This is a genomic window from Pseudomonas arvensis (assembly GCF_056688935.1).
Window position 1 is genome coordinate 2,784,624 of sequence record NZ_CP162038.1, and the last position, 17,723, is coordinate 2,802,346.

At 58.7% G+C, this 17,723-nt stretch carries 17 protein-coding genes and 1 pseudogene; 8 read left to right on the forward strand and 10 right to left on the reverse strand.

What is annotated here, in order from left to right:
* Positions 1 to 23 precede the first annotated feature (23 nt).
* Both AB3G88_RS12405 and AB3G88_RS12410 read left to right on the forward strand, forming a co-directional pair.
* A complete protein-coding gene (locus AB3G88_RS12405) occupies positions 24 to 356 on the forward strand; it encodes a hypothetical protein (protein ID WP_099584268.1) in 333 nt (110 codons plus the stop codon).
* 51 nt (positions 357 to 407) lie between these two features.
* Positions 408 to 515 (forward strand): annotated as a pseudogene (locus AB3G88_RS12410) (Mpo1-like protein); the annotation flags it as partial.
* 34 nt (positions 516 to 549) lie between these two features.
* Here the strand turns inward: AB3G88_RS12410 and AB3G88_RS12415 are convergent.
* The 5 genes from AB3G88_RS12415 to AB3G88_RS12435 are packed head-to-tail and all read right to left on the reverse strand — an operon-like array spanning position 550 to position 8,263.
* Positions 550 to 1,794 carry an alginate lyase family protein gene (locus AB3G88_RS12415; protein WP_480454191.1) on the reverse strand — a complete coding sequence of 415 codons (1,245 nt, stop codon included), beginning with the start codon at positions 1,792 to 1,794 and terminating at the stop codon, positions 550 to 552.
* Positions 1,791 to 4,859 carry an efflux RND transporter permease subunit gene (locus AB3G88_RS12420; RefSeq protein WP_099584270.1) on the reverse strand — a complete coding sequence of 1,023 codons (3,069 nt, stop codon included), beginning with the start codon at positions 4,857 to 4,859 and terminating at the stop codon, positions 1,791 to 1,793. The genes AB3G88_RS12415 and AB3G88_RS12420 overlap by 4 nt, the downstream gene beginning before the upstream one ends.
* Positions 4,856 to 5,974, reverse strand: a complete 1,119-nt coding sequence (locus AB3G88_RS12425; RefSeq protein ID WP_480454192.1) for an efflux RND transporter periplasmic adaptor subunit — start codon at positions 5,972 to 5,974, stop codon at positions 4,856 to 4,858. The genes AB3G88_RS12420 and AB3G88_RS12425 overlap by 4 nt, the downstream gene beginning before the upstream one ends.
* A gap of 16 nt (positions 5,975 to 5,990) precedes the next feature.
* Positions 5,991 to 6,785, reverse strand: a complete 795-nt coding sequence (locus AB3G88_RS12430) for a MipA/OmpV family protein (protein ID WP_099584272.1) — start codon at positions 6,783 to 6,785, stop codon at positions 5,991 to 5,993.
* A complete protein-coding gene (locus AB3G88_RS12435) occupies positions 6,782 to 8,263 on the reverse strand; it encodes an efflux transporter outer membrane subunit (RefSeq protein WP_480454193.1) in 1,482 nt (493 codons plus the stop codon). The genes AB3G88_RS12430 and AB3G88_RS12435 overlap by 4 nt, the downstream gene beginning before the upstream one ends.
* 97 nt (positions 8,264 to 8,360) lie before the next feature.
* On the opposite strand from AB3G88_RS12435, the gene AB3G88_RS12440 reads away from it, so the two are divergent.
* From AB3G88_RS12440 to surE, 3 genes are all read left to right on the forward strand, one after another.
* Positions 8,361 to 9,050 (forward strand): response regulator, encoded by a 690-nt coding sequence (locus tag AB3G88_RS12440; protein WP_099584274.1) that lies wholly within the window; start codon positions 8,361 to 8,363, stop codon positions 9,048 to 9,050.
* 5 nt (positions 9,051 to 9,055) lie between these two features.
* A complete protein-coding gene (locus AB3G88_RS12445; RefSeq protein WP_191947786.1) occupies positions 9,056 to 10,231 on the forward strand; it encodes a sensor histidine kinase in 1,176 nt (391 codons plus the stop codon).
* Between the two features lie 104 nt (positions 10,232 to 10,335).
* Positions 10,336 to 11,139: a 5'/3'-nucleotidase SurE gene (gene surE, locus AB3G88_RS12450; RefSeq protein WP_480454194.1), complete on the forward strand. Its 804-nt coding sequence runs from the start codon at positions 10,336 to 10,338 to the stop codon at positions 11,137 to 11,139.
* On the opposite strand, the gene AB3G88_RS12455 is transcribed toward surE, so the two are convergent.
* Complete coding sequence (locus tag AB3G88_RS12455) at positions 11,108 to 11,539, reverse strand: MarR family winged helix-turn-helix transcriptional regulator (protein WP_480454196.1); 432 nt, start codon at positions 11,537 to 11,539, stop codon at positions 11,108 to 11,110. The genes surE and AB3G88_RS12455 overlap by 32 nt on opposite strands.
* Before the next feature lie 329 nt (positions 11,540 to 11,868).
* Here AB3G88_RS12455 and AB3G88_RS12460 point away from each other — a divergent pair, with 329 nt between their 5' ends.
* Positions 11,869 to 13,116: a glycoside hydrolase family 68 protein gene (locus AB3G88_RS12460; RefSeq protein ID WP_099584278.1), complete on the forward strand. Its 1,248-nt coding sequence runs from the start codon at positions 11,869 to 11,871 to the stop codon at positions 13,114 to 13,116.
* A gap of 71 nt (positions 13,117 to 13,187) precedes the next feature.
* On the opposite strand, the gene AB3G88_RS12465 is transcribed toward AB3G88_RS12460, so the two are convergent.
* The 4 genes from AB3G88_RS12465 to AB3G88_RS12480 form a co-directional block, all read right to left on the reverse strand.
* Entirely contained in the window at positions 13,188 to 13,370 is a 183-nt protein-coding gene (locus AB3G88_RS12465; protein WP_480454197.1) for an AAA family ATPase, read from the reverse strand.
* A gap of 110 nt (positions 13,371 to 13,480) precedes the next feature.
* Positions 13,481 to 13,990 carry a DUF4142 domain-containing protein gene (locus AB3G88_RS12470; RefSeq protein WP_112195194.1) on the reverse strand — a complete coding sequence of 170 codons (510 nt, stop codon included), beginning with the start codon at positions 13,988 to 13,990 and terminating at the stop codon, positions 13,481 to 13,483.
* Positions 13,991 to 14,783: 793 nt separating this feature from the next.
* Entirely contained in the window at positions 14,784 to 15,140 is a 357-nt protein-coding gene (locus AB3G88_RS12475) for a type II toxin-antitoxin system RelE/ParE family toxin (protein WP_029290773.1), read from the reverse strand.
* A gap of 2 nt (positions 15,141 to 15,142) precedes the next feature.
* On the reverse strand, positions 15,143 to 15,433 hold the full coding sequence (locus tag AB3G88_RS12480) for a type II toxin-antitoxin system ParD family antitoxin (RefSeq protein WP_029290775.1): 291 nt from the start codon (positions 15,431 to 15,433) through the stop codon (positions 15,143 to 15,145).
* Positions 15,434 to 15,882: 449 nt separating this feature from the next.
* Between AB3G88_RS12480 and AB3G88_RS12485 the strand changes: the two genes are divergently transcribed.
* Complete coding sequence (locus AB3G88_RS12485; RefSeq protein ID WP_029290777.1) at positions 15,883 to 16,443, forward strand: TetR/AcrR family transcriptional regulator; 561 nt, start codon at positions 15,883 to 15,885, stop codon at positions 16,441 to 16,443.
* Positions 16,444 to 17,145: 702 nt separating this feature from the next.
* Positions 17,146 to 17,700, forward strand: a complete 555-nt coding sequence (locus tag AB3G88_RS12490; RefSeq protein WP_029290780.1) for an OsmC family protein — start codon at positions 17,146 to 17,148, stop codon at positions 17,698 to 17,700.
* The last annotated feature ends 23 nt before the right edge of the window (positions 17,701 to 17,723 follow it).

Here is a 17,723-nt window from a genome sequence, read left to right on the forward strand (position 1 = left end):
TGAATCCCCCCCTGAGAAACAGTATGAACACCGAATTGACGGAAGAAGAGATGCGACAGGCGCTATTCGGCGTATCTGTGCCCGCAGTGTCGACGGAAGCTGACCCTCAGCCAGAACCCGTTCCGGCAGTCGTGATACCGCCAAAGGCAACGCCCAAAAAGCAACAGAAAACCTCAAAAGGCTTTACCCCGAGGCTCAGGGTCACACTGCGCGTGGGCAATGAGTTCGAAGGGCAGATGCACGAGATCATTCATGAGGCTGACACGCTCAGCACACTTGTAGCCGAGCAAGAAGCTACCAAGGCAGCCAGGAAGAAGTTTCGTTTTGTGGAAGTGGTCTCGGTCAAGTCAATGTAGTTGCGATAGCCATTTCTCCAAGGCGTCGCAGCGGTTTCGCACAGCGCACATTTCTTTTTTGAACTCAACCGGCCACCCACTTTCCGGCATCCCCTGGGCCGCTTTCGGGTCGACTGGAAAATGTGGTGGGACATGCTGACCGGCCGACTACCGTTCTGAAGCACGGCTGCCTTGAAAGTTCAGGGATGGACCTTCACGGCACCAGTTCATTTTTGGACAGGCCGTATTCCCCCAACGAATAGAGCAAGGTTCCATACCCCAGTTGGTCGTAGCCGCCGCTGTTGGGGCCATAATCCCCGCCACCGCCTTCCACCTCGACTTTGTGCGCGAAGGCTTTCACGTTCGGTGCGCTGAGGCCTTTGAGCACGACGTAATGGTTGTAGAGCAGTTCCCAGATCGGGCGGATGTCGCCACGGTGATCGGGCGAGATGACGGTCTGCTTGAACGCGCTGTTGATGAAGGTCGTGAACGGCACGTCATTGCCCAGGTTGTACTTGGCCACATACTCGGCGCCTTGCAGCACCCGGTTGTTCTGGTAACCGAACAGGTCGTCGCCCTGGCTCCAGGCCATTTGGCAGAAGCTGCCGAGCAAGGCGATGTCGAGCAGGGTGTGCGCCTGGTCGCGCCCGCTTTCCTGGACCTGGCCGAGACCATTGCCGTAGAGCTTCCACACCACGTGTTCAATGGCACCGTTGCCGGCGCCGTGCTTGAAGTAGTTGACCGCTTCATCGTAGATGTCGCGGCGGTCGGTCAGCACGCCGATGGCCAGCATCGCGTTCATGTTGGACAAGTCCCAGTTCGCCCAATAGTGGTCGACCGGCGCGTTATTGTGATGCACCAGAAAATCATGATTCATCGGGTAGAAGACCGTGAGCATCATGCTTTGGAACTGATGAAAGTCCGCCGCCTTCCACTTTGAATAACCGCGCAGTAACTCTGCGGCGTTGGCCAGTTGATAACCGTACAAGCCGGATGCCAGGAAGCGGTCCGAGGTGCCTGCAATCGATGTAAGGGTGCTGGACCACTGGTTCAACATCGCTACGGCTTTGTCGGCATACGCGGGATCACCCGAAAGCTGCCAGCGCAGGGCCAGTGCGTACGCTGCTGCAGCGTCATTGAATAAGCGGGCGTAGTTTTCCGGATGTTGGCCATCCGCGCCCCGATACACCACTGCGACCGGGCTCGGGTTCCAGGCCAGTGAAGCGTGCCGGTTGGCGATCAGCTTCTGCCACCCGGCCAGCCACGGCTGGTTATGGTTGGCCAGTTTTTCGCGGATGCGCAGCAAGTCCTGTTCGGTCTGCAACAGGCCTGGATGGACGAATGCGTCGGGATGTGGGGTTGCGGCGTGACTGGCAATACTGATCGACAGTGCGCTGAGCAGCATGGCCCCTTTGGATAGGCGTTTGACGGTGCGCGTCGCCTTGAGCAAAAAAGTCATGGTGTGTTCACCGTGATGTGTGGAGTTTTACGCTGCGTAAACAGCAATACATACAGCACCGGGATCAACCCCAGCGTTACCAACGTTCCCAGTGCAAGACCGCCCATCATGCTGATTGCCATGCCTTTCCACAGTGGCCCGGCAAACAGCATCAACGGGATCAGCCCGAGGATGCAGGTCAGTTTGGTCATGACGATCGGGCGCAGGCGTTTGACGGCGGCATTCACGACGGCCTCGTACACGGGCAGGCCGTCGTGGAGCTCCGCTTCAATACGCTCCAGCAACAGCACCGCGTTATTGACGATGATCCCTGCCAGTGACAGCAGACCGAACGTGGCCATGAAGCCAAACGGGTAACCGGTGACCAGCAACGCGACTGAAACGCCGATCAGTACAAAGGGAATTGCGCAAACCACAATCAGCACCTTGCGAAACGAATTGAACTGCCACACAAACAACAACAGCATGGCGATCAGCGCGTGGGGCAGGTATTGCAGCAGCGCCTGGTTGGCATCTGCCGAGTCTTCGATTTCACCGCCCAGTTCAATCCGGTAGCCCGGCGGCAAGCGCAGTGCCGCGACCTGCGGCGCCAGTTGCTCGACGATGGACGTCGCCGTCAGCGACGGGTTGTGGCCCACTACGGTGATGGCGCGTTCCTGATTGCGGCGCATCAGCGTGGACGGTTCGCTGGAGGCGACAATGCGGGCAATGGCCGACAGCGGCACGGGCGTCGAGCCGTCGGCCGGGTAGACCTGGATACCGCGCAGGTCGGGCGATACGGTGTTTGTCGTCGCAGGTTCGCGTACCACCAGCGGTACGCGGGTCTGATTGTCCTGCAGGGACGAAACCTGGAGGCCGCCGAAGTGTAATTGCAAGGCCTGGGCTATGGCCTGGGTGTCGACCCCGGCGCGGCGTGCACTGTGCTGGTCGACCTCGACGGTATAGCGCGCCAGGCGCGTGCTCCAGTCATTGCGCACATCGAGTGTGCCCGGCATGTTGCGCAAAGCGTTCTCGATCTGGCCGGCCAATAGGCGTAATACGTTCTCGTCCGGGCCAATCACGCGATAGATCGCGACCCCGGCTTCTGTGGTGCCCAGGGAAAACCGTTTGGGCTCGGCGCGCAGCTCGGGGTGTTGTTTGAGCAGATAGCGACGCATATTGGCAATGACCGCATCGATATCCGTGCCCGCCATGACGCTGACGGTGAAGTAAGCGGTTTCCGGTGCTGGCTGCGGCGGGTTGAGGCCCAGCACGATGCGCGGTCCGCCATCGCCCACGTAGCCGATGCTGTCGACTACCTGGGGTTCCTTGCCTAACCACAGGCTGATCTCGCGCACGCTTTGCAAGGTCTTGCGCGAACCGCTGCCGGGCTCCAGGGTGATGGGCACCTGAAACTGCAACCGGTCCGACTGGGGTAAAAAGTCATAGGGCACGCGCATCAGTTCAAAAATGGCGGCGGCCAGCAACACCAACATGGCCATCAGAAACAGCACCTTGTGCTGCAGCACGCGGCAGATGACGGCCCGATAGCCTTGGTAAAAGCGGCTGTTGTAGCTGTCCTCTGACGCCTTATGACGTGGGGGCTTGGCAAAATACAGGCACAGCAGCGGCGTGACGGTGATGCTCAACAGCCACGAGCCGAGCAGGGTCAGGGCAAGAACAATGGCCAATGACCGCAGGTATTCATTGGTGCTGGTCTGGCCGAGGAAGAACGGCGAGAAGGCCAGCACAATCACCAGGGAGGAGGTCAATAGCGGAATCGCCAGCGTACGCCCCGCATCCTCGCAGGCCTGGCGGCGTTCCTCACCGGCATGCAGCCGGCGCTCGATGTCCTCGGCGATGACAATGCCGTTGTCCACCAGCAAGCCTAGCGCGAGGATAATCGCGGCAATCGATACGGTCTGCAGCTCGACCCCCAGCATGCGCATGGCGATCAACGTGCCGAGGATCGTCAGCGGCACAATGGCGCCGACCACCAGGCCGGTGCGCCAGCCAAGGAACAGCATCACCACCGCCATGACGATGACCACGGTTTCGATCATCACATGCTTCATCTTGGACATCTGCTGATCGACTACATCGGCCTGGAACGTCACCACATGGGCGGTAAAGCCCAGCGGGAGTTGCTGCTCCAACTGCGCCAGTCGTTCGCGCAGGGCTGCGCCGAATTGATTAATGTTTTGCCCTGGCGCCATGGACACGGCCAGCACCACGGCGTCCTGGCCCTGGTACACCGCGGCGGTCTGGGGCGGGTCGGCAGCCATCACGGCAATCTGCGCAAGGGCGCTCAACGGCACCGATTGCACACTGCCGTCGGCGCCGGGCAGTTGAATCGGCACCTGGCGCAGCTGTTCCACACCGAGCAATTCGCCGGTCACGGTGAGGGTGGTGATCTGCCCGCCAATGTCGGCGATACCGCCAGGCGCCAGCACATTCTGTTGCTGCAGTTGCTGGAACAATTGCTGCGGGGACAAACCCAGCCCGGCCAGGCGTTGCGGGTTGAAATCAATTGAAAGCTGTTGATCCTGCAAACCATGCAAGGTGACCTGGCCGATGCCGGGCAACCCGCCCAACTGGTCGCGCAGGCGCTTCAACGGCCCGCGCATCTCGCTCATGCTGTAGCCGGGTGCGGTAACGGCGATGGAGGCCACGGCGACGCGCCCGAAATTATCGTCGACAAACGGCCCTTGGGTGCCGGGTGGAAAGCCCGCGCCGGCTTCGGCGACCTTATTGCGCACCTGCTGCCACAGCACGCCGAGGTCCTTGGTTTCATCACGGGCCGTCACTTGGATAACCACGCTGCCGGGATGAATCGTGGTCACGATATTTTTGATTTGCGACAGTTCGCGCAGTTTTTCTTCGGTGGGCCGCGCCAGCAATTCTTCGGCGCGTTCGCTGGGCAGTCCGGGGAACTGGATGCTCACCAGCGCATCGCGGATGGTCACCGAGGGCTCTTCCTGGGTGGGGAAGCTAAGAAACGTCGCCACACCTGCGATCAGGATCAACAGCGCGGTGAAGAGCGTCAGGCGGCTTGCGCCCAAGGCGTGTCGGGTCAGGTTGATCATTCGGTTGTGCTCAAGCGGCTGGAGGGCGCAAGCAGGTTGACGGGCTGGCCGTCACTGAGAAACGCGACGCCCGTGACGACCACTTGCTCGCCATCCTTGAGGCCGTTGTCGACAGTGACGCGGCCCTGGTCGATCAGGCCGATCTTGATGTCACGCTGGGCGACCTTGCCCGCGGTGGGGTCATAGACAAACACTTGCACCTGGCTGGCGTCACCCCCGATGCGCAGGGCCTGGGTTGGAATGGACAGCGGGAGCGGAGCAGGGGGCGCGAGCCTCACATTGAGATTCACGCCGCTGGGCAGCGCGAGGTCGTTGGCGCTCAGGCGAAAGCGCGCGCTTTGCAACATACCGTTCTGTGCGCGCATCGACAGGCCTTCCAACACCAGCGGCAGGCTAGAACCCAGCGCGGTCGGGTCGGCGGCTACGGCGTGGTCCCCAGGCTTGAGGCCGGCGGCCTGTTCCACCGGGATTTGCACCAGCACCTGCAAAGCGCCCGAGGCCTCCAGCTCCATCACGACCTGGCCGGGCGATAGCTCGCTGTACAGCTGCGCAGGCCGAGCCACGACGCGGCCGTTGAAAGGTGCAATCAGTTGCCCTTGGCGCTGATCGCGGCGCACCAGGTCCAGCGCCGCTTCATCGGCTGTCTGCTGCGCGACGGCCGCTTGCCACGCCGCTTCGGCTTGCTCCACAGCGCTGGTCGGGACGCTACCCTGGGTAAACAGCTGTTGCTGGCGGACTTTGTTGCGCTTGCGCTCGCTTGTCTGCGCCACGCTGGCAAACAAGGTGGCCTGGGCCTGTTTCAGGCACAGCCGGACTGCGGCCGCGTCCAGACTCGCCAGTACCTGACCTTGTTTAACCGAATCGCCTACATCAACGTTCAAGGCGACCAGACGACCTGCGCCCTCGAAGGCCAGCGTTGCACGTTGGCGTTGGCGCACGACGCCGGTCAACGGCGCAGCGTCCACCTGCGCGGCGCGCACTGCGGTGACTTTTACGGACCTTACGGCGGGCTCCGGCACGGGTGACTCGCGCGAACAGGCCGCCGTTGTCAGGCAGGCGAGGCCGAGGATCAGGAGACGGGCCCAGGGACGAAACAGCTGAGGAAAACCATACATGCCTGGGGCCTCGTTATCAGAAGGTGTAGTTGATGGCGAACAGGCCAAGGCCGGCGCTTTCACGCAGGACCAGCGGGCTGTTGCGGGCCTGGTCGGCGTACTGGGTCAGCGTCAGGCTGACCAGCGTCGACCAGTGTGCATCCAGGCTGTGCTGCCAGTTCAAGGCGGCGGAGTAGGCATAGATGCCTGCATCGGCGCTGTATTTTCCATAGAGCGAACGCTGGCTCTGCGCCTGGGTGACGCCGAAGTAGGTCTGGTTGTAGCGGCCATCGCCGGCGTGCGCATCGAGGTCCAGGGCCAGGGTGTCGCTGTCGGTATGAAACAGAATGCCTTCGAGGCCAAAGCGGTAGCGGTTGCCCCGGTGCTCGCCGGCCATGCGCAGTTCGGCTTCGCCGCTGACCGACAGCCAGTCAAGCAGTTGCTGGCTGAGGGTGAAGTCGGCGACGGTGGCGCCGTTGACATCGCCCATGCCGTTCAGCTCGCGGCCGCCGGGGCGGCTGGTGCTGTCCTTTTCCTTGCGGCCCAGGTCGTAGTTGATCGCCGCGCTCGCAGCAAAGCCGCTGTCGGATTGAAACTGCACACCCAGGCCACGGGTGCTGTCGGCAAACAACACACCGCGCTGGATGCTGAACATCGGCAGCACGAGCGCACGGTAGCGGTCTGCGCCCATGAAGCGCGGTGTGACGCCCATGCCGAGGCCCAGGGTGGCAGTGGTGGTGTCGGCCGCCTGTGCCTGTGGCGCCAGCGTGCAAGACATCAACGCGGCGGCGCCCCAAAGCGCGGCACGGGTAGGAGGCGTGATCAAACTCATGATGGAACCCTTTCTGCGGAGGAAAATAACGGTGCGCCAGACAGCGCGCGATACAGCGCCAGGCGGTTGAACAACAACTGGTAGGTGGCCTTGCGTAATTCGATGGCGGCTTCAGCCAGGCGAATTGAAGCGCCGGTGTGCTCTGAACGGGCAGCCGCACCCACGGCGATTTGTTGATCAAGACGCTTGGCCTTCAAGGCGGTCAACGCCGCCAGATCAATTTGTGTGGTGGCGTTGGCCAATGCTTGCTGGCGCTGAGTCAACAGGTCGGCGATTTCGCGGAAGGCGTCCTGCACGGTTTTTTCGTATTGGGCGACTGCCGACTGTTGGCGAGCGGTGGCCAGGTCCAGGTTGGCCTGGTTGCGGCCACCGTCGAACAGCGGCAGGTTCAGTTGTGGGGTGAACAGCCAGGCGCCACTGCCGGACGAAAACAAGTTGCTCAAGCGCGGGCTGGCGATGCCGACACCGGTGCTCAAGGTGATCGAGGGGAAAAACGCTGCACGGGCGGCACCGATGTTGGCATTCGCCGCGCGCAGGGCTTCTTCACATTGGCGCACATCGAAGCGCTGCAGCAGGCGCTGTGACGGCATCTCGACCAGCCATGGCGGGGGACTGAGGTCGATGACGGCGCTGTCTGCCGCCGCTGTGGAAAGGGCAGCCTGATAGCCGGTGACCCACGCCAGCGCCTGTTGTGCACGCGAGTAGTCGGCGCTTGCATCCTGCAATTGCAGAGTGGCGCGACGCACCTCCATGCGCTGGGTGTCGACCGTGTCCGGGGCTACCAGGCCTTCCTTTTGCTGACCGTCGAGTACGCTCAGCAGTCGTTTCTGGTCGTCGAGAATGGACCGCGTGTCGGCCTGCACGCCCGCCTGCAAGCGCTCCTGCAAATACAGGCGCGCCACTTCGACGATCAGCGCCTTGCGCGCCGCCAAAGCCCCGTAGCGTGTGGCGAGGTAGTCATGTTGCGCCGCTTCGGACAGGCTGCGCACCCGGCCGAAAAAATCCAGCTCGAAGTCCGATACACCCACGGACGCGACCGCGATGTCCTGCCCGTAACGTTCGTCGGCGGCCTTGTCGTGCAAGTGCTGGCGGTTGCGTTGCAGCCCCAGGGCCAAGGTGGGTAAGCGATCGGCGCGAGAAATGCCGTACTCGGCGCGGGCTTGCTCGACTCGCAGCAACGCCAGGCGCAGGTCACGGTTGTAGTCCAACGCTTGTTCAACCAGAGCTGGCAACTGTGCCGATGAGTCCAGGCCGGCCAACAGGTGTTTTTCCTCGTCGGACAGCGCTTCCACGCTGTTGATCGTGGAGGAGGGCGCGCCCGTTAACCTTGTGCCTTGCAGGGTGTCCGGCACTGGCAACGCGGGCGTCTGGTACATCGGCGCCAGTGAGCAGCCGTTCAGCATGCCCACCAGCAGCACAACCGCGCCGAGGCGTTCAGGCAGCTTGATAGGCTTGGACAGCGGTGCAGTGGTCGGCATAGGATCGGTTCGCGAAAGTCGGGCGTAGGCCAATACTGGCAGCGGACTTTCAATAAACCGTTCGTGAATTATCAAGGTTTCATCAAGAGGCTTCTTTGTGTCAGGAAAACGTATCCTCATTGTCGAAGACGACGCCGACAGCGCCAATATTCTCGAAGCCTATCTGCGCCGGGACGGCTTTGAGGTGGCCTTGGCCGAAGACGGTCAGCGTGGCCTGGACCTGCACAAAAGCTGGCAGCCCGACCTGATCCTGCTGGACGTGATGCTGCCCCGCTTGAGCGGCACGGAAGTGTTGTCCGCCGTGCGCCGCAGCAGCGACACGCCGGTGATCATGGTCACGGCCATGGGCGATGAGCCGGAAAAACTCGGCGCCTTGCGTTATGGCGCGGATGACTATGTGGTCAAGCCCTACAGCCCGCGTGAGGTGGTGGCGCGGGTGCATGCGGTGTTGCGACGTACCCTGGGCAGCCAACCGGTTGAACAGCTGCTGCGCCATGAAAACCTGCGTGTTGATCTCACCGCCTTCACGGCCAGCCTTGAGCACCGCGATGCGCCGCCGCAGGTGCTCGACCTGACGCCGACGGAGTTCAAGCTGCTGGTGACGTTGCTCAAGACACCATCCAAGGCGTTCACCCGTGATGAGTTGCTGGAAATCTGCCTGCCGGAAAGCGAAGCCCTGGCACGGGTCGTTGATGCCCACGTACACAACCTGCGACGCAAACTGGAAACCCATGGCATCGCCGGGGTATTGGTGACCGTACGCTCCATCGGCTATCGGTTCAGGTAAGCCGCATGTTCAAGAAATCTCGGGTCAACGACAAACCGCTGTGGCGCTGGGTCGGTATGCGCATGAGCCTGTTGGCGATCGGCGCCGTTGTGGTGATTGCCCTGTGCATGTGGGTCAACTTCAAACTGTCGGACTGGTATTTCTTGCAGCGCCTGCCGCCGCAAGCGCGTGAGGAGTTGCTGCACCTGCGCGCCGAGCCGCAACTCAATGAAACACGCTTGCGCCAACTGGTTGCCGAATACTACCCGGTGGAATTCTTCCAACCGGATATCGCCAATCGCGACTGGCTGATCCTGGCCTGCCTGGTGCTGGCTGCCATCCCGATCATCATCATCTGTGGCTTGTGGTTTTCACGCCCCTTGTCCAGCCAGTTCTCGGCAATAGCCCAAGGGGCACGGCGAGTTGCCGGCGGAGATTTCTTCACGCGCCTGCCCATTCACCGGCACACCCCCGACGAGCTGCAACGCCTGATCAGCGACTTCAACAGCATGACCACGCAACTGGAGCGTTACGAGCGGGATGTGCGCGAGTCCAGCGCGGTCATCGCCCACGAATTGCGCACGCCACTGAATGCCGCCATGGGGCGCGTGCAGGGCATGCTCGATGAGGTGTTCCCCAGCGATGCCGCACAGTTGGGCATGGTCAAGCGTCAGCTCGATCAGCTCAGGAAACTGGTGGATGACTTGCACCTCTTGTCGATGGCCAGGGCGGGTCGACTGGTGCTGGAGCGCAGCGACTTTTCCCTGGCGGCCCTGGTGAGCGAACGGCTGGCCTGGTTCCAGCCGCAATTGGATGACGTCGGTGTGCAGACGTACATCACTATCACCGACGGTTTTCGTATCAATGCCGATCGCGATCGCCTGGGCCAGGTGCTGAATATCCTGATCGACAACCTGCTGCGCTATGCGGCAGGGGGCGGTGAATTGAGCATCATGGCGCGGCAGGTCGAAGGGCGGGTGGTGATTGAGATCGGAGACCTTGGCCCTGGTATCGAGGCGCAACACCTGGACAGTGTCTTTGACCGCTTCTGGCGTGCAGAGCGTTCCAGGGCGCGTTACTCGGGCGGCAGCGGGTTAGGCCTGTCCATCGCCCGGGCGATTTGCCAGGCCCATGGCGGCGCCATTACCGCCAGCAATCGTAGCCAGGGCGGCACTCTGATCAGGGCGGAATTTCCGTTGTAGTGGTTGCGTTAATATCTATGTCTGGATAGCTATTAATATATAGGTAATAATCGCCCCGACGGCGTTAATTCGAGCGCCTGGCGCAGTATTGACGGGGCACGGCCATGGCGAACGGACAACATCGGTTCAAACGAATTCTGCTTACCAATGACGATGGCATCGATGCCCCAGGGCTCAAGGTACTGGAGCGCATCGCTTGCCAATTGGCGAGTGAGGTCTGGGTCGTCGCACCGCTGCTTGACCAGAGCGGCACCTCCCATTCCTTGAGCCTGCATGCCCCCCTGCGCATGAGCTACCAAGGCACACGCCGGTTTGCAGTCACGGGTACGCCAGGCGATTGCATCGCAGTGGCGCTCGGGCATCTGCTGAGTCACGACAAGCCGGACCTGATTTTATCCGGCGTGAATCGCGGGGCGAATCTGGGAACGGAAACGGTGTTTTCGGGCACCGTCGGCGCCGCGATGACAGGGTTGCTGTTCGGTATCCCATCCATTGCGTTGAGCCAGGCGTTTACCGACCGTACCGCAGTGCCTTGGGGAAACGCACTTGACCACGGGGCACGGGTTATTGAGCAACTCATGGCGATGGATTGGCCGCATGATGTGTGCCTGAACGTCAATTTTCCGAGTTGTGCCCCCGGTGCCGTGCTGCCTCTGAAGATAACGCGCCAAGGCAGTGGGCGCTTGGAGAGGGTCTCCGTACGCTCGGAAAATGACCCGCGCGGCCTGGAATACCATTGGCTTCAGTTGGAGCGGCATCAGGGCGCAGATGAGCCAGGGACCGAAACGGCGGAAAATCTTGCGGGGCACATCACCGCGACGCCTTTGCAGTTCGAACGCACGCACGCAATGGCGGGCGTTGTCTCTGAAAATGGCTTCAGCGTTCCTTGTCGCGGCCATACTGGCTGAGCTTGTCCATCAGCAGCCCGGCCGCTTCCAGTTGCTTGCGTTCACTGGCGGTGAGGCAGGCGTCTGCCGCCTCAGCCAGCCACTCATCACGGCGCTGACGGCTTGCTTGCAGGACGCTCTGGCCTTGTTCCGACAGCCCGATCCAGGTGCGTCTGCGGTCTTGCGTATCTGGCGTGCGGGTAATCAGGTCTCGTGCTTCCAAGTCCTTCAACAGCGAGGCAAGGTTGGATGAGCGGATGTTTTCCGCTTCGGCGATTTTTGAAGGCGTTGCCATGCCGTCCATTTGGTCGATGGCGCTCAGCACCAGCATCTGCGACCAGGTCTCGGGATGATTCTGCGCCTCTTGGCGCAGGCGCTTGTTCAAGCGCGTGAAGCGCCCGCGAAATAATGAGATGTCCATGCTGCAGTACCGTGGAAAAAACCTATGGGATTGTAACTAAATCGGGCGGGATGTGCTGTGGTTGCCTTTGTGCCGGATTGGCTGTGTCGAGCGCGCTTATTAAAAGCTCAAATGCTCTCATTTAATGAATGATTGCAACGTGCCATGAACTTGGGTGGTGAGGGTTATATGTTGAGTAGTGGCATATAACTACTTAAATAATTTTTCATCCTGTGCATTTAGAGTTCCATGTTAAACCTTGTTTCGCACTATGGAGCTGGTCGAGATCGAAGTGTGCTGTGCACTTTAAAATCGGCTTGTCATATAAGCGTTAGTAAAAGGACATCAACATGAAACATGCGAATCACACACCTACTCGCTGGACTCGGGCTGATGCGCTGAAAGTCAATGAAAGTGACCCCACTACCACGCAACCGTTAGTGCCGGCTGATTTTCCCGTGATGAGTGACACGGTATTCATCTGGGACACCATGCCCCTGCGCGACCTCGACGGGGCGGTGGTTTCCGTTAATGGCTGGTCGGTAATTTTCACGTTGACCGCCGACCGGCGCCCCCATGATCCGCAGTTTATTGATGCCAACGGGCGTTATGACATCAAGCGCGATTGGGAGGATCGACACGGCCATGCGCGTATCTGCTTTTGGTACTCACGCACCGGCAAGGACTGGATTTTCGGCGGTCGTGTCATGGCCCCAGGCGTGTCGCCCACCACGCGGGAATGGGCAGGAACGCCGATCCTGGTCAACAATAACGGTGACATCGACTTGTATTACACCTGCGTTACACCCGGCGCGACTATTTCCAAAGTCAAAGGCCAGATAGTGACAACCGAGGAGGGCGTTGAACTCGTCAACTTCAATAAGGTGCACGCATTATTTGAGGCGGACGGGGTTTATTATCAGACCGAGTCGCAAAATGCGACGTGGAACTTTCGCGATCCAAGTCCTTTTATTGATCCGAAAGATGGCAAGTTATATATGGTGTTTGAAGGCAATGTCGCGGGTGAACGCGGCACCCATGTGGTCGGTCCCGACGAGATCGGCCTGGTCCCGCCAGGCCACGAAGAGGTGGGTGGCGCTCGCTATCAGGTGGGGTGTATTGGCCTTGCCGTGGCCAAAGACTTGAGAGGCGATGAATGGGAAATATTACCGCCGTTGGTGACGGCCGTTGGCGTTAATGATCAGACCGAGCGCCCGCATTACGTCTTCCAGGACAACAAGTACTACCTGTTCACCATCAGCCATAAGTTCACCTATGCCGACGGTGTGACCGGCCCCGATGGCGTTTACGGGTTTGTCAGCGAACACCTGTTCGGCCCTTACCGGCCAATGAATGCCTCTGGCCTGGTATTGGGAAACCCACCCGAGCAGCCCTTCCAGACCTATTCACATTGTGTGATGCCAAATGGTTTGGTGACTTCGTTCATCGACAGCGTACCCACCCGCGACGGCGATTTCCGCATCGGCGGCACTGAAGCACCCACGGTCAGGATCCTGCTGCAGGGCGATCGCTCGTTTGTACGGGAGGCATATGACTACGGTTATATCCCGCCGATGCGGGATATCGTGCTGGATTGAGGGTGTTGCGCCGGTAAAGCCTGCCCGTTATCACGCCTGTGCGTGTCCCGTCCCAAGAAACCAAAAGCCACTCAGTCGAGTGGCTTTTGCGCGCGGAGAAAAATCTCGGTATCCCGATTAGACCTCAGACAAACCACGCGGCACGTTGAAGGCGCAGTTATATGAACGACCGGCCAGCCCGTGCGCAGACCAAGCTTACGCGCCAACGTGCTTTTGCCTGAGCCAGGTTGACCAACAATCATCACCCGTTGCATCGAAGCTCCTTTTCGCTTTGCACGCTGATTTTTTGGGGGAAAGATTCTACTTGAGCCACCCGCGCCGCAGTGAGGGACGGCAGGAGCCTCGCTAAAGGCTCCTGTGGTTGTCACTTCGCGTCACCGGCGTGAGCCTCTGACAGCGTTTTGGCATGCTCCAGATGCGATTTCAATTTGGGCAATGTCTCGGTGGCAAACGCTTTAACCTCAGCGTCCTTGCCTTCAGAAATCTCCTTTTCAAAGATTTCAATCGTGGCCTCATGCGCCTTAACCTGATTGTTGGCATAAGCTTGATCGAAGGATTTTGCGCCGCGAAGTTCCAGAATCATCGCTTTGGCCTTGTCCATGAGCTCCGCACTGTCGGAAACTTTCAGATTTTTGGCGTCTGCAATTGTTTTAAGCTTTGCGTTCGCCGCGGTGTGATCCTTGATCATCATGTCTGCAAAGGCCTTAACATCGGCGGCACTGCCTTTTTCTTGGGCGAGCTTGCCAGCTTCGACTTCGGCTACTCCCTTGGCGGAAGCGTCCTCAACAAAATCGTCGTCTTGTGCTGCGAAAGCCCCTTGGGCCGCCAGGCTGACGAGCAAGGTAAGTGCGCAAGTTCTTAGTGCGTTTGGCATATCGATTTCCTCTTCATGTCTAATGAGCAATAGCGCCCATAAACTTGTGAGCGGTAGCCACGCATTACGTTCAAGGTTTCTTTAACGCGACAGACTATCGGGCATAGAAGCCTGCGCATACACGGTTCGGCGTGCATGGGCTCGCGCGGTTTCATGGCCGAAAATACAATGGCATTTCTTCGTGTTTTTATGAGCCATCCCCAAAAAACATTTTGACTAGGCTCTAGATCGGTATTTACAGCCTGAAAAAAACAAATTTTGCCCCCAGTTTTGCCCCCAATTGCACAGGGTGGGCGAGCGATCGCGAATGGCTATTTCTGACCCGGAGCGGGGTGGCCGTGACTGGCATTCAGTGCGCCTTTGTGTACTGGATGACCAACCCGAATCTGGAAAATTTTTGGTCGTTAGATGAGTCGATATCCTTAATCGGAGTTGTCCGGGCCGCCTTTCAGCACCTGTCCTGAAATTGGCAGCGTGAAATGCTCATGCTCTGCGAGATGTTGCAATGGCGCCGGTCGCCAGAGAGATCGATCCGCGTGTCCATCGACAACCGGAGCGTAATGCCAGGCGCCTGGCCACGGAAAGCGCTTAAGAAGCGGTTGTTCGGTATTGAAAGTGGTAGGCAACGTTGCGCATCGTGCTTCTGGTGGTGGGTCTCGATAATCCGGTCGGGCCCATAACTTCCCGCTTCAATTGGCCACTGAGTCGGCGGGCAGCGAAGGCGCTCAGGTTGCATGTTGAGGCGGGCGCCTTACCTTCGCTGTTCATGGACAGCTAAGCCTTTGGGCCAGGATCAGTCATTAGGCAAGTGCAATTGCACTTCCATGGCGTCATGAAGGAGTCGGACGACCTCGATCACGTCGTCGCTTGCTACACGATAAAACACGATATGGCGTGGGCTTTTGACCGCCCCATGGGGCTGTTTGGCCTGCTGGCGTGAATAGATGAGGTGATAGCTGCGAAGGCCCGGTGCCAGCTCACCGCGTTCGTAGCTGCCAATGCGATAAGGCGTGTCGGCAATCGCTTGCAGCGCGGCGAGGATTAGCGCCTGATACCGCTGGCGTGCTTGATCGCCGAACTGCGTCTGGGAGAGCCTGAGGATGTCGACAATGTCGGCGCGCGCCGCGTTGGAAATCCGATACTGCGACATGCTCAGTGTTTCTCGCGCGCGGGTAGGGTTGCCTCCAGGCTCAAGCCCTCGAGGTAGTGCTCCAGATCCCCTTCGTTCAACTTAGTAAAGCGCCCTTGCTCAAGGTCCATGATGCCGATAGAGGTCGCCTGACGCAGGGCCTCAATTTTGGCGGTGTCTTCGGCGACGCGCTGTTCCAATAGCCGCAAACCTTCTCGCATCACTTCGCTGGCATTCTGATAACGGCCGGACTGCACCAGGTCATGGATAACCTGTTCCTGGTGAGGGGTGAGTACAACGTTTCGCGTCGCCATGATTAGCTCCAGCTCTGGACATACAGGTCCTTTCGACTATTGGCATATTATGCCATTTTACCTGCCAGCACATAGTTTGGGACTTGTATCTGACGAACTGTGTCGTGCGGGGTCATCCTTCGCGCCGAACAGCGCGTGCTGGCTCCGGACTGCATGCGCACAGAGTTCAAAGGATGTAGCAGGCGGGGCGTTGAGGGCCGTTTGATTCGTGTGGGCCTTGAGGCCTCAGCCTGGACAAGCCCTGCTTGATGTGTCCGGCGTTCTCACCGATCGTTTGAACGCGCCGCGGACGTTTGTCCTATGCCGCGTTTCCGTACAGGCCTCAAGATGGAAGAAGCATTCCGCAGGAGGCACAAAGTATAGGCAGCTCAGTACTTTGCAAGGCGAACGCTGTCTTATGAGGTGTGACTAATTTATGATGTCTAGATGATAAATTTGGATACACGATCATGAGTACACGTTCAGACCTTTTGACCAGCGCCGAGGTTCTGCTGCGCACGAAAGGCTATGCGGCCTTCAGCTATGCCGACCTTGCGGACGACATCGGCATTAAAAAAGCGAGTATTCACCATCACTTCCCGACCAAGGAAGGCTTGGCAATTGCCATCGTCGAGAGCTACCTGTTCCGGTTTAAAAAGCAGCTGGACGCTATCAATGATGAACACGTCAGTGTTGTCGACCGGCTGAATGCGTTCGCCTTGATGTTCGCACACAGCAGTCTAAACGGGATGCTCCCACTCTGTGGAGCCCTCGCCGCAGAGCTTCTGGCCCTGCCTGAAAGCCTCAAAGAAATGACAAAGGATTTCTTTGAGATCCATCTCACTTGGCTCCAAGCAAACATTAAGCAGGGTCAAGATCGAGGAGAGCTTAAAGCCGACCTGGATGTAATCAGAGTTTCAAGGTTCATATTGAATACTTTGGAAGGTGCGAGCTTTGTTTCTTGGGCGATGAGCGATGATTACGAGAAATCTTCGGGATTTGATTTGATTTTATCTACCCTTCGTCACTGAAAACTCTAGCAAGCACACTTATCGACTCTATCGCTGCATTCCCTTTCCAGGGGGCATCTTTCATCGCTGTATCTTTAGTACATCTTTCAAAAGCTTCTCGATTTGGTCGCCTGCCAAGAGCAGGCGGCCCTGAGTTATTTGATTCAGGGCCGCGTGCCGATCTACGCTTGTATCAATTAGTGCAGACTAAAATCCACCGAATAGATCACTCGGTATTATCTGGTGTGCGGTAGATTTGCAGCCAATGACGCGAAGGCTTGCTTGTAGGCGGCGCTTTTTCGTGATCGCGAATTGTACAGTACCGTCCATGCTTAGCGACGACCGCGCTCTTGGCTGCGTTCAAAGTGACTTCTTGAAACGAACCTCCATCTCGCCCCAACACGTGCCCTGGTGCATAAGCAGCCATAAAACCTCCCTGATTTTTATCCATGTGGTGACGGCCTTATGCCATCAATTCGTACGATCACACAAATTTCACCCGATGCATAGAGGTGTGAAAGATCGTTTCATGGCGTCGCTTTCGAAGTGACTCTGTTGGTCACGACACTCACTGTGTTGTCATCAATATTCCCAATTCCTCTATGCAGCCTAGCTTTTCAAAACTATTGGTATCGTCACCTCTCTTGTAAACCAACCTACTACTTGGTAGGCTTGTTTCTCTTCCGGTCTAATCGTCCGGCTTATCTGAAGAGGAACGTCCACATGAGCAGCAACCTGAATGGTATCGATGTCGCCGCACTCCAGAATTTCGCCGAAGGCGTTGCTGGTGATGCGACCAAGCGCCACGCAAGCTTCAACGTTAAAACCGCTTGGAAGGGTCAGACCCGTTCTGTAGCCAAAGTCAGCCGTTACAGCTTGGCCGGTGAGACCTATTCCCGCGATTTTGAAATTGCAGCCGATGAGCCGAATGAATTGCTGGGCGAGAACACCGCGCCCAACCCTCAGGAGCTGCTGATGGCTGCTCTAAACGCCTGCATGTCGGTCGGCTATGCCGCCAATGCCGCAATGATGGGCATCAAGATTCACAGCCTGGAAATTGAGACCGACGGCACTCTCGACCTGCGTGGCTTCCTGGGGATCGACGAAAGCGTTAACCCAGGCTACGACGAGGTGAGTGTCGTGATTCGCCTGCACACAGATGCTTCGCGTGAGCGTGTTGAGGAGCTGCACAACGTGGTGCTCAAGACTTCGGTCAACTACGCCAACTTCTCTAAAGCCATCCGCATGCTCCCTAAGCTCGAAGTCATCGAAGGCTAACTGTCCTGGTCACAGGTCAGCAC

What these genes read in the sequence shown, in the direction of transcription:
- AB3G88_RS12445 (WP_191947786.1), top strand. Translation starts at nt 9,056, where the DNA reads ATGTTCAAGAAATCTCGGGTCAACGACAAACCGCTGTGGCGCTGGGTC.
- AB3G88_RS12415 (WP_480454191.1), bottom strand. Translation starts at nt 1,794, where the DNA reads ATGACTTTTTTGCTCAAGGCGACGCGCACCGTCAAACGCCTATCCAAA.
- AB3G88_RS12480 (WP_029290775.1), bottom strand. Translation starts at nt 15,433, where the DNA reads ATGGCGACGCGAAACGTTGTACTCACCCCTCACCAGGAACAGGTTATC.
- AB3G88_RS12475 (WP_029290773.1), bottom strand. Translation starts at nt 15,140, where the DNA reads ATGTCGCAGTATCGGATTTCCAACGCGGCGCGCGCCGACATTGTCGAC.
- AB3G88_RS12455 (WP_480454196.1), bottom strand. Translation starts at nt 11,539, where the DNA reads ATGGACATCTCATTATTTCGCGGGCGCTTCACGCGCTTGAACAAGCGC.
- AB3G88_RS12435 (WP_480454193.1), bottom strand. Translation starts at nt 8,263, where the DNA reads ATGCCGACCACTGCACCGCTGTCCAAGCCTATCAAGCTGCCTGAACGC.
- AB3G88_RS12470 (WP_112195194.1), bottom strand. Translation starts at nt 13,990, where the DNA reads ATGCCAAACGCACTAAGAACTTGCGCACTTACCTTGCTCGTCAGCCTG.
- AB3G88_RS12490 (WP_029290780.1), top strand. Translation starts at nt 17,146, where the DNA reads ATGAGCAGCAACCTGAATGGTATCGATGTCGCCGCACTCCAGAATTTC.
- AB3G88_RS12465 (WP_480454197.1), bottom strand. Translation starts at nt 13,370, where the DNA reads ATGCAACGGGTGATGATTGTTGGTCAACCTGGCTCAGGCAAAAGCACG.
- AB3G88_RS12420 (WP_099584270.1), bottom strand. Translation starts at nt 4,859, where the DNA reads ATGATCAACCTGACCCGACACGCCTTGGGCGCAAGCCGCCTGACGCTC.
- AB3G88_RS12485 (WP_029290777.1), top strand. Translation starts at nt 15,883, where the DNA reads ATGAGTACACGTTCAGACCTTTTGACCAGCGCCGAGGTTCTGCTGCGC.
- surE (WP_480454194.1), top strand. Translation starts at nt 10,336, where the DNA reads ATGGCGAACGGACAACATCGGTTCAAACGAATTCTGCTTACCAATGAC.
- AB3G88_RS12430 (WP_099584272.1), bottom strand. Translation starts at nt 6,785, where the DNA reads ATGAGTTTGATCACGCCTCCTACCCGTGCCGCGCTTTGGGGCGCCGCC.
- AB3G88_RS12425 (WP_480454192.1), bottom strand. Translation starts at nt 5,974, where the DNA reads ATGTATGGTTTTCCTCAGCTGTTTCGTCCCTGGGCCCGTCTCCTGATC.
- AB3G88_RS12460 (WP_099584278.1), top strand. Translation starts at nt 11,869, where the DNA reads ATGAAACATGCGAATCACACACCTACTCGCTGGACTCGGGCTGATGCG.
- AB3G88_RS12405 (WP_099584268.1), top strand. Translation starts at nt 24, where the DNA reads ATGAACACCGAATTGACGGAAGAAGAGATGCGACAGGCGCTATTCGGC.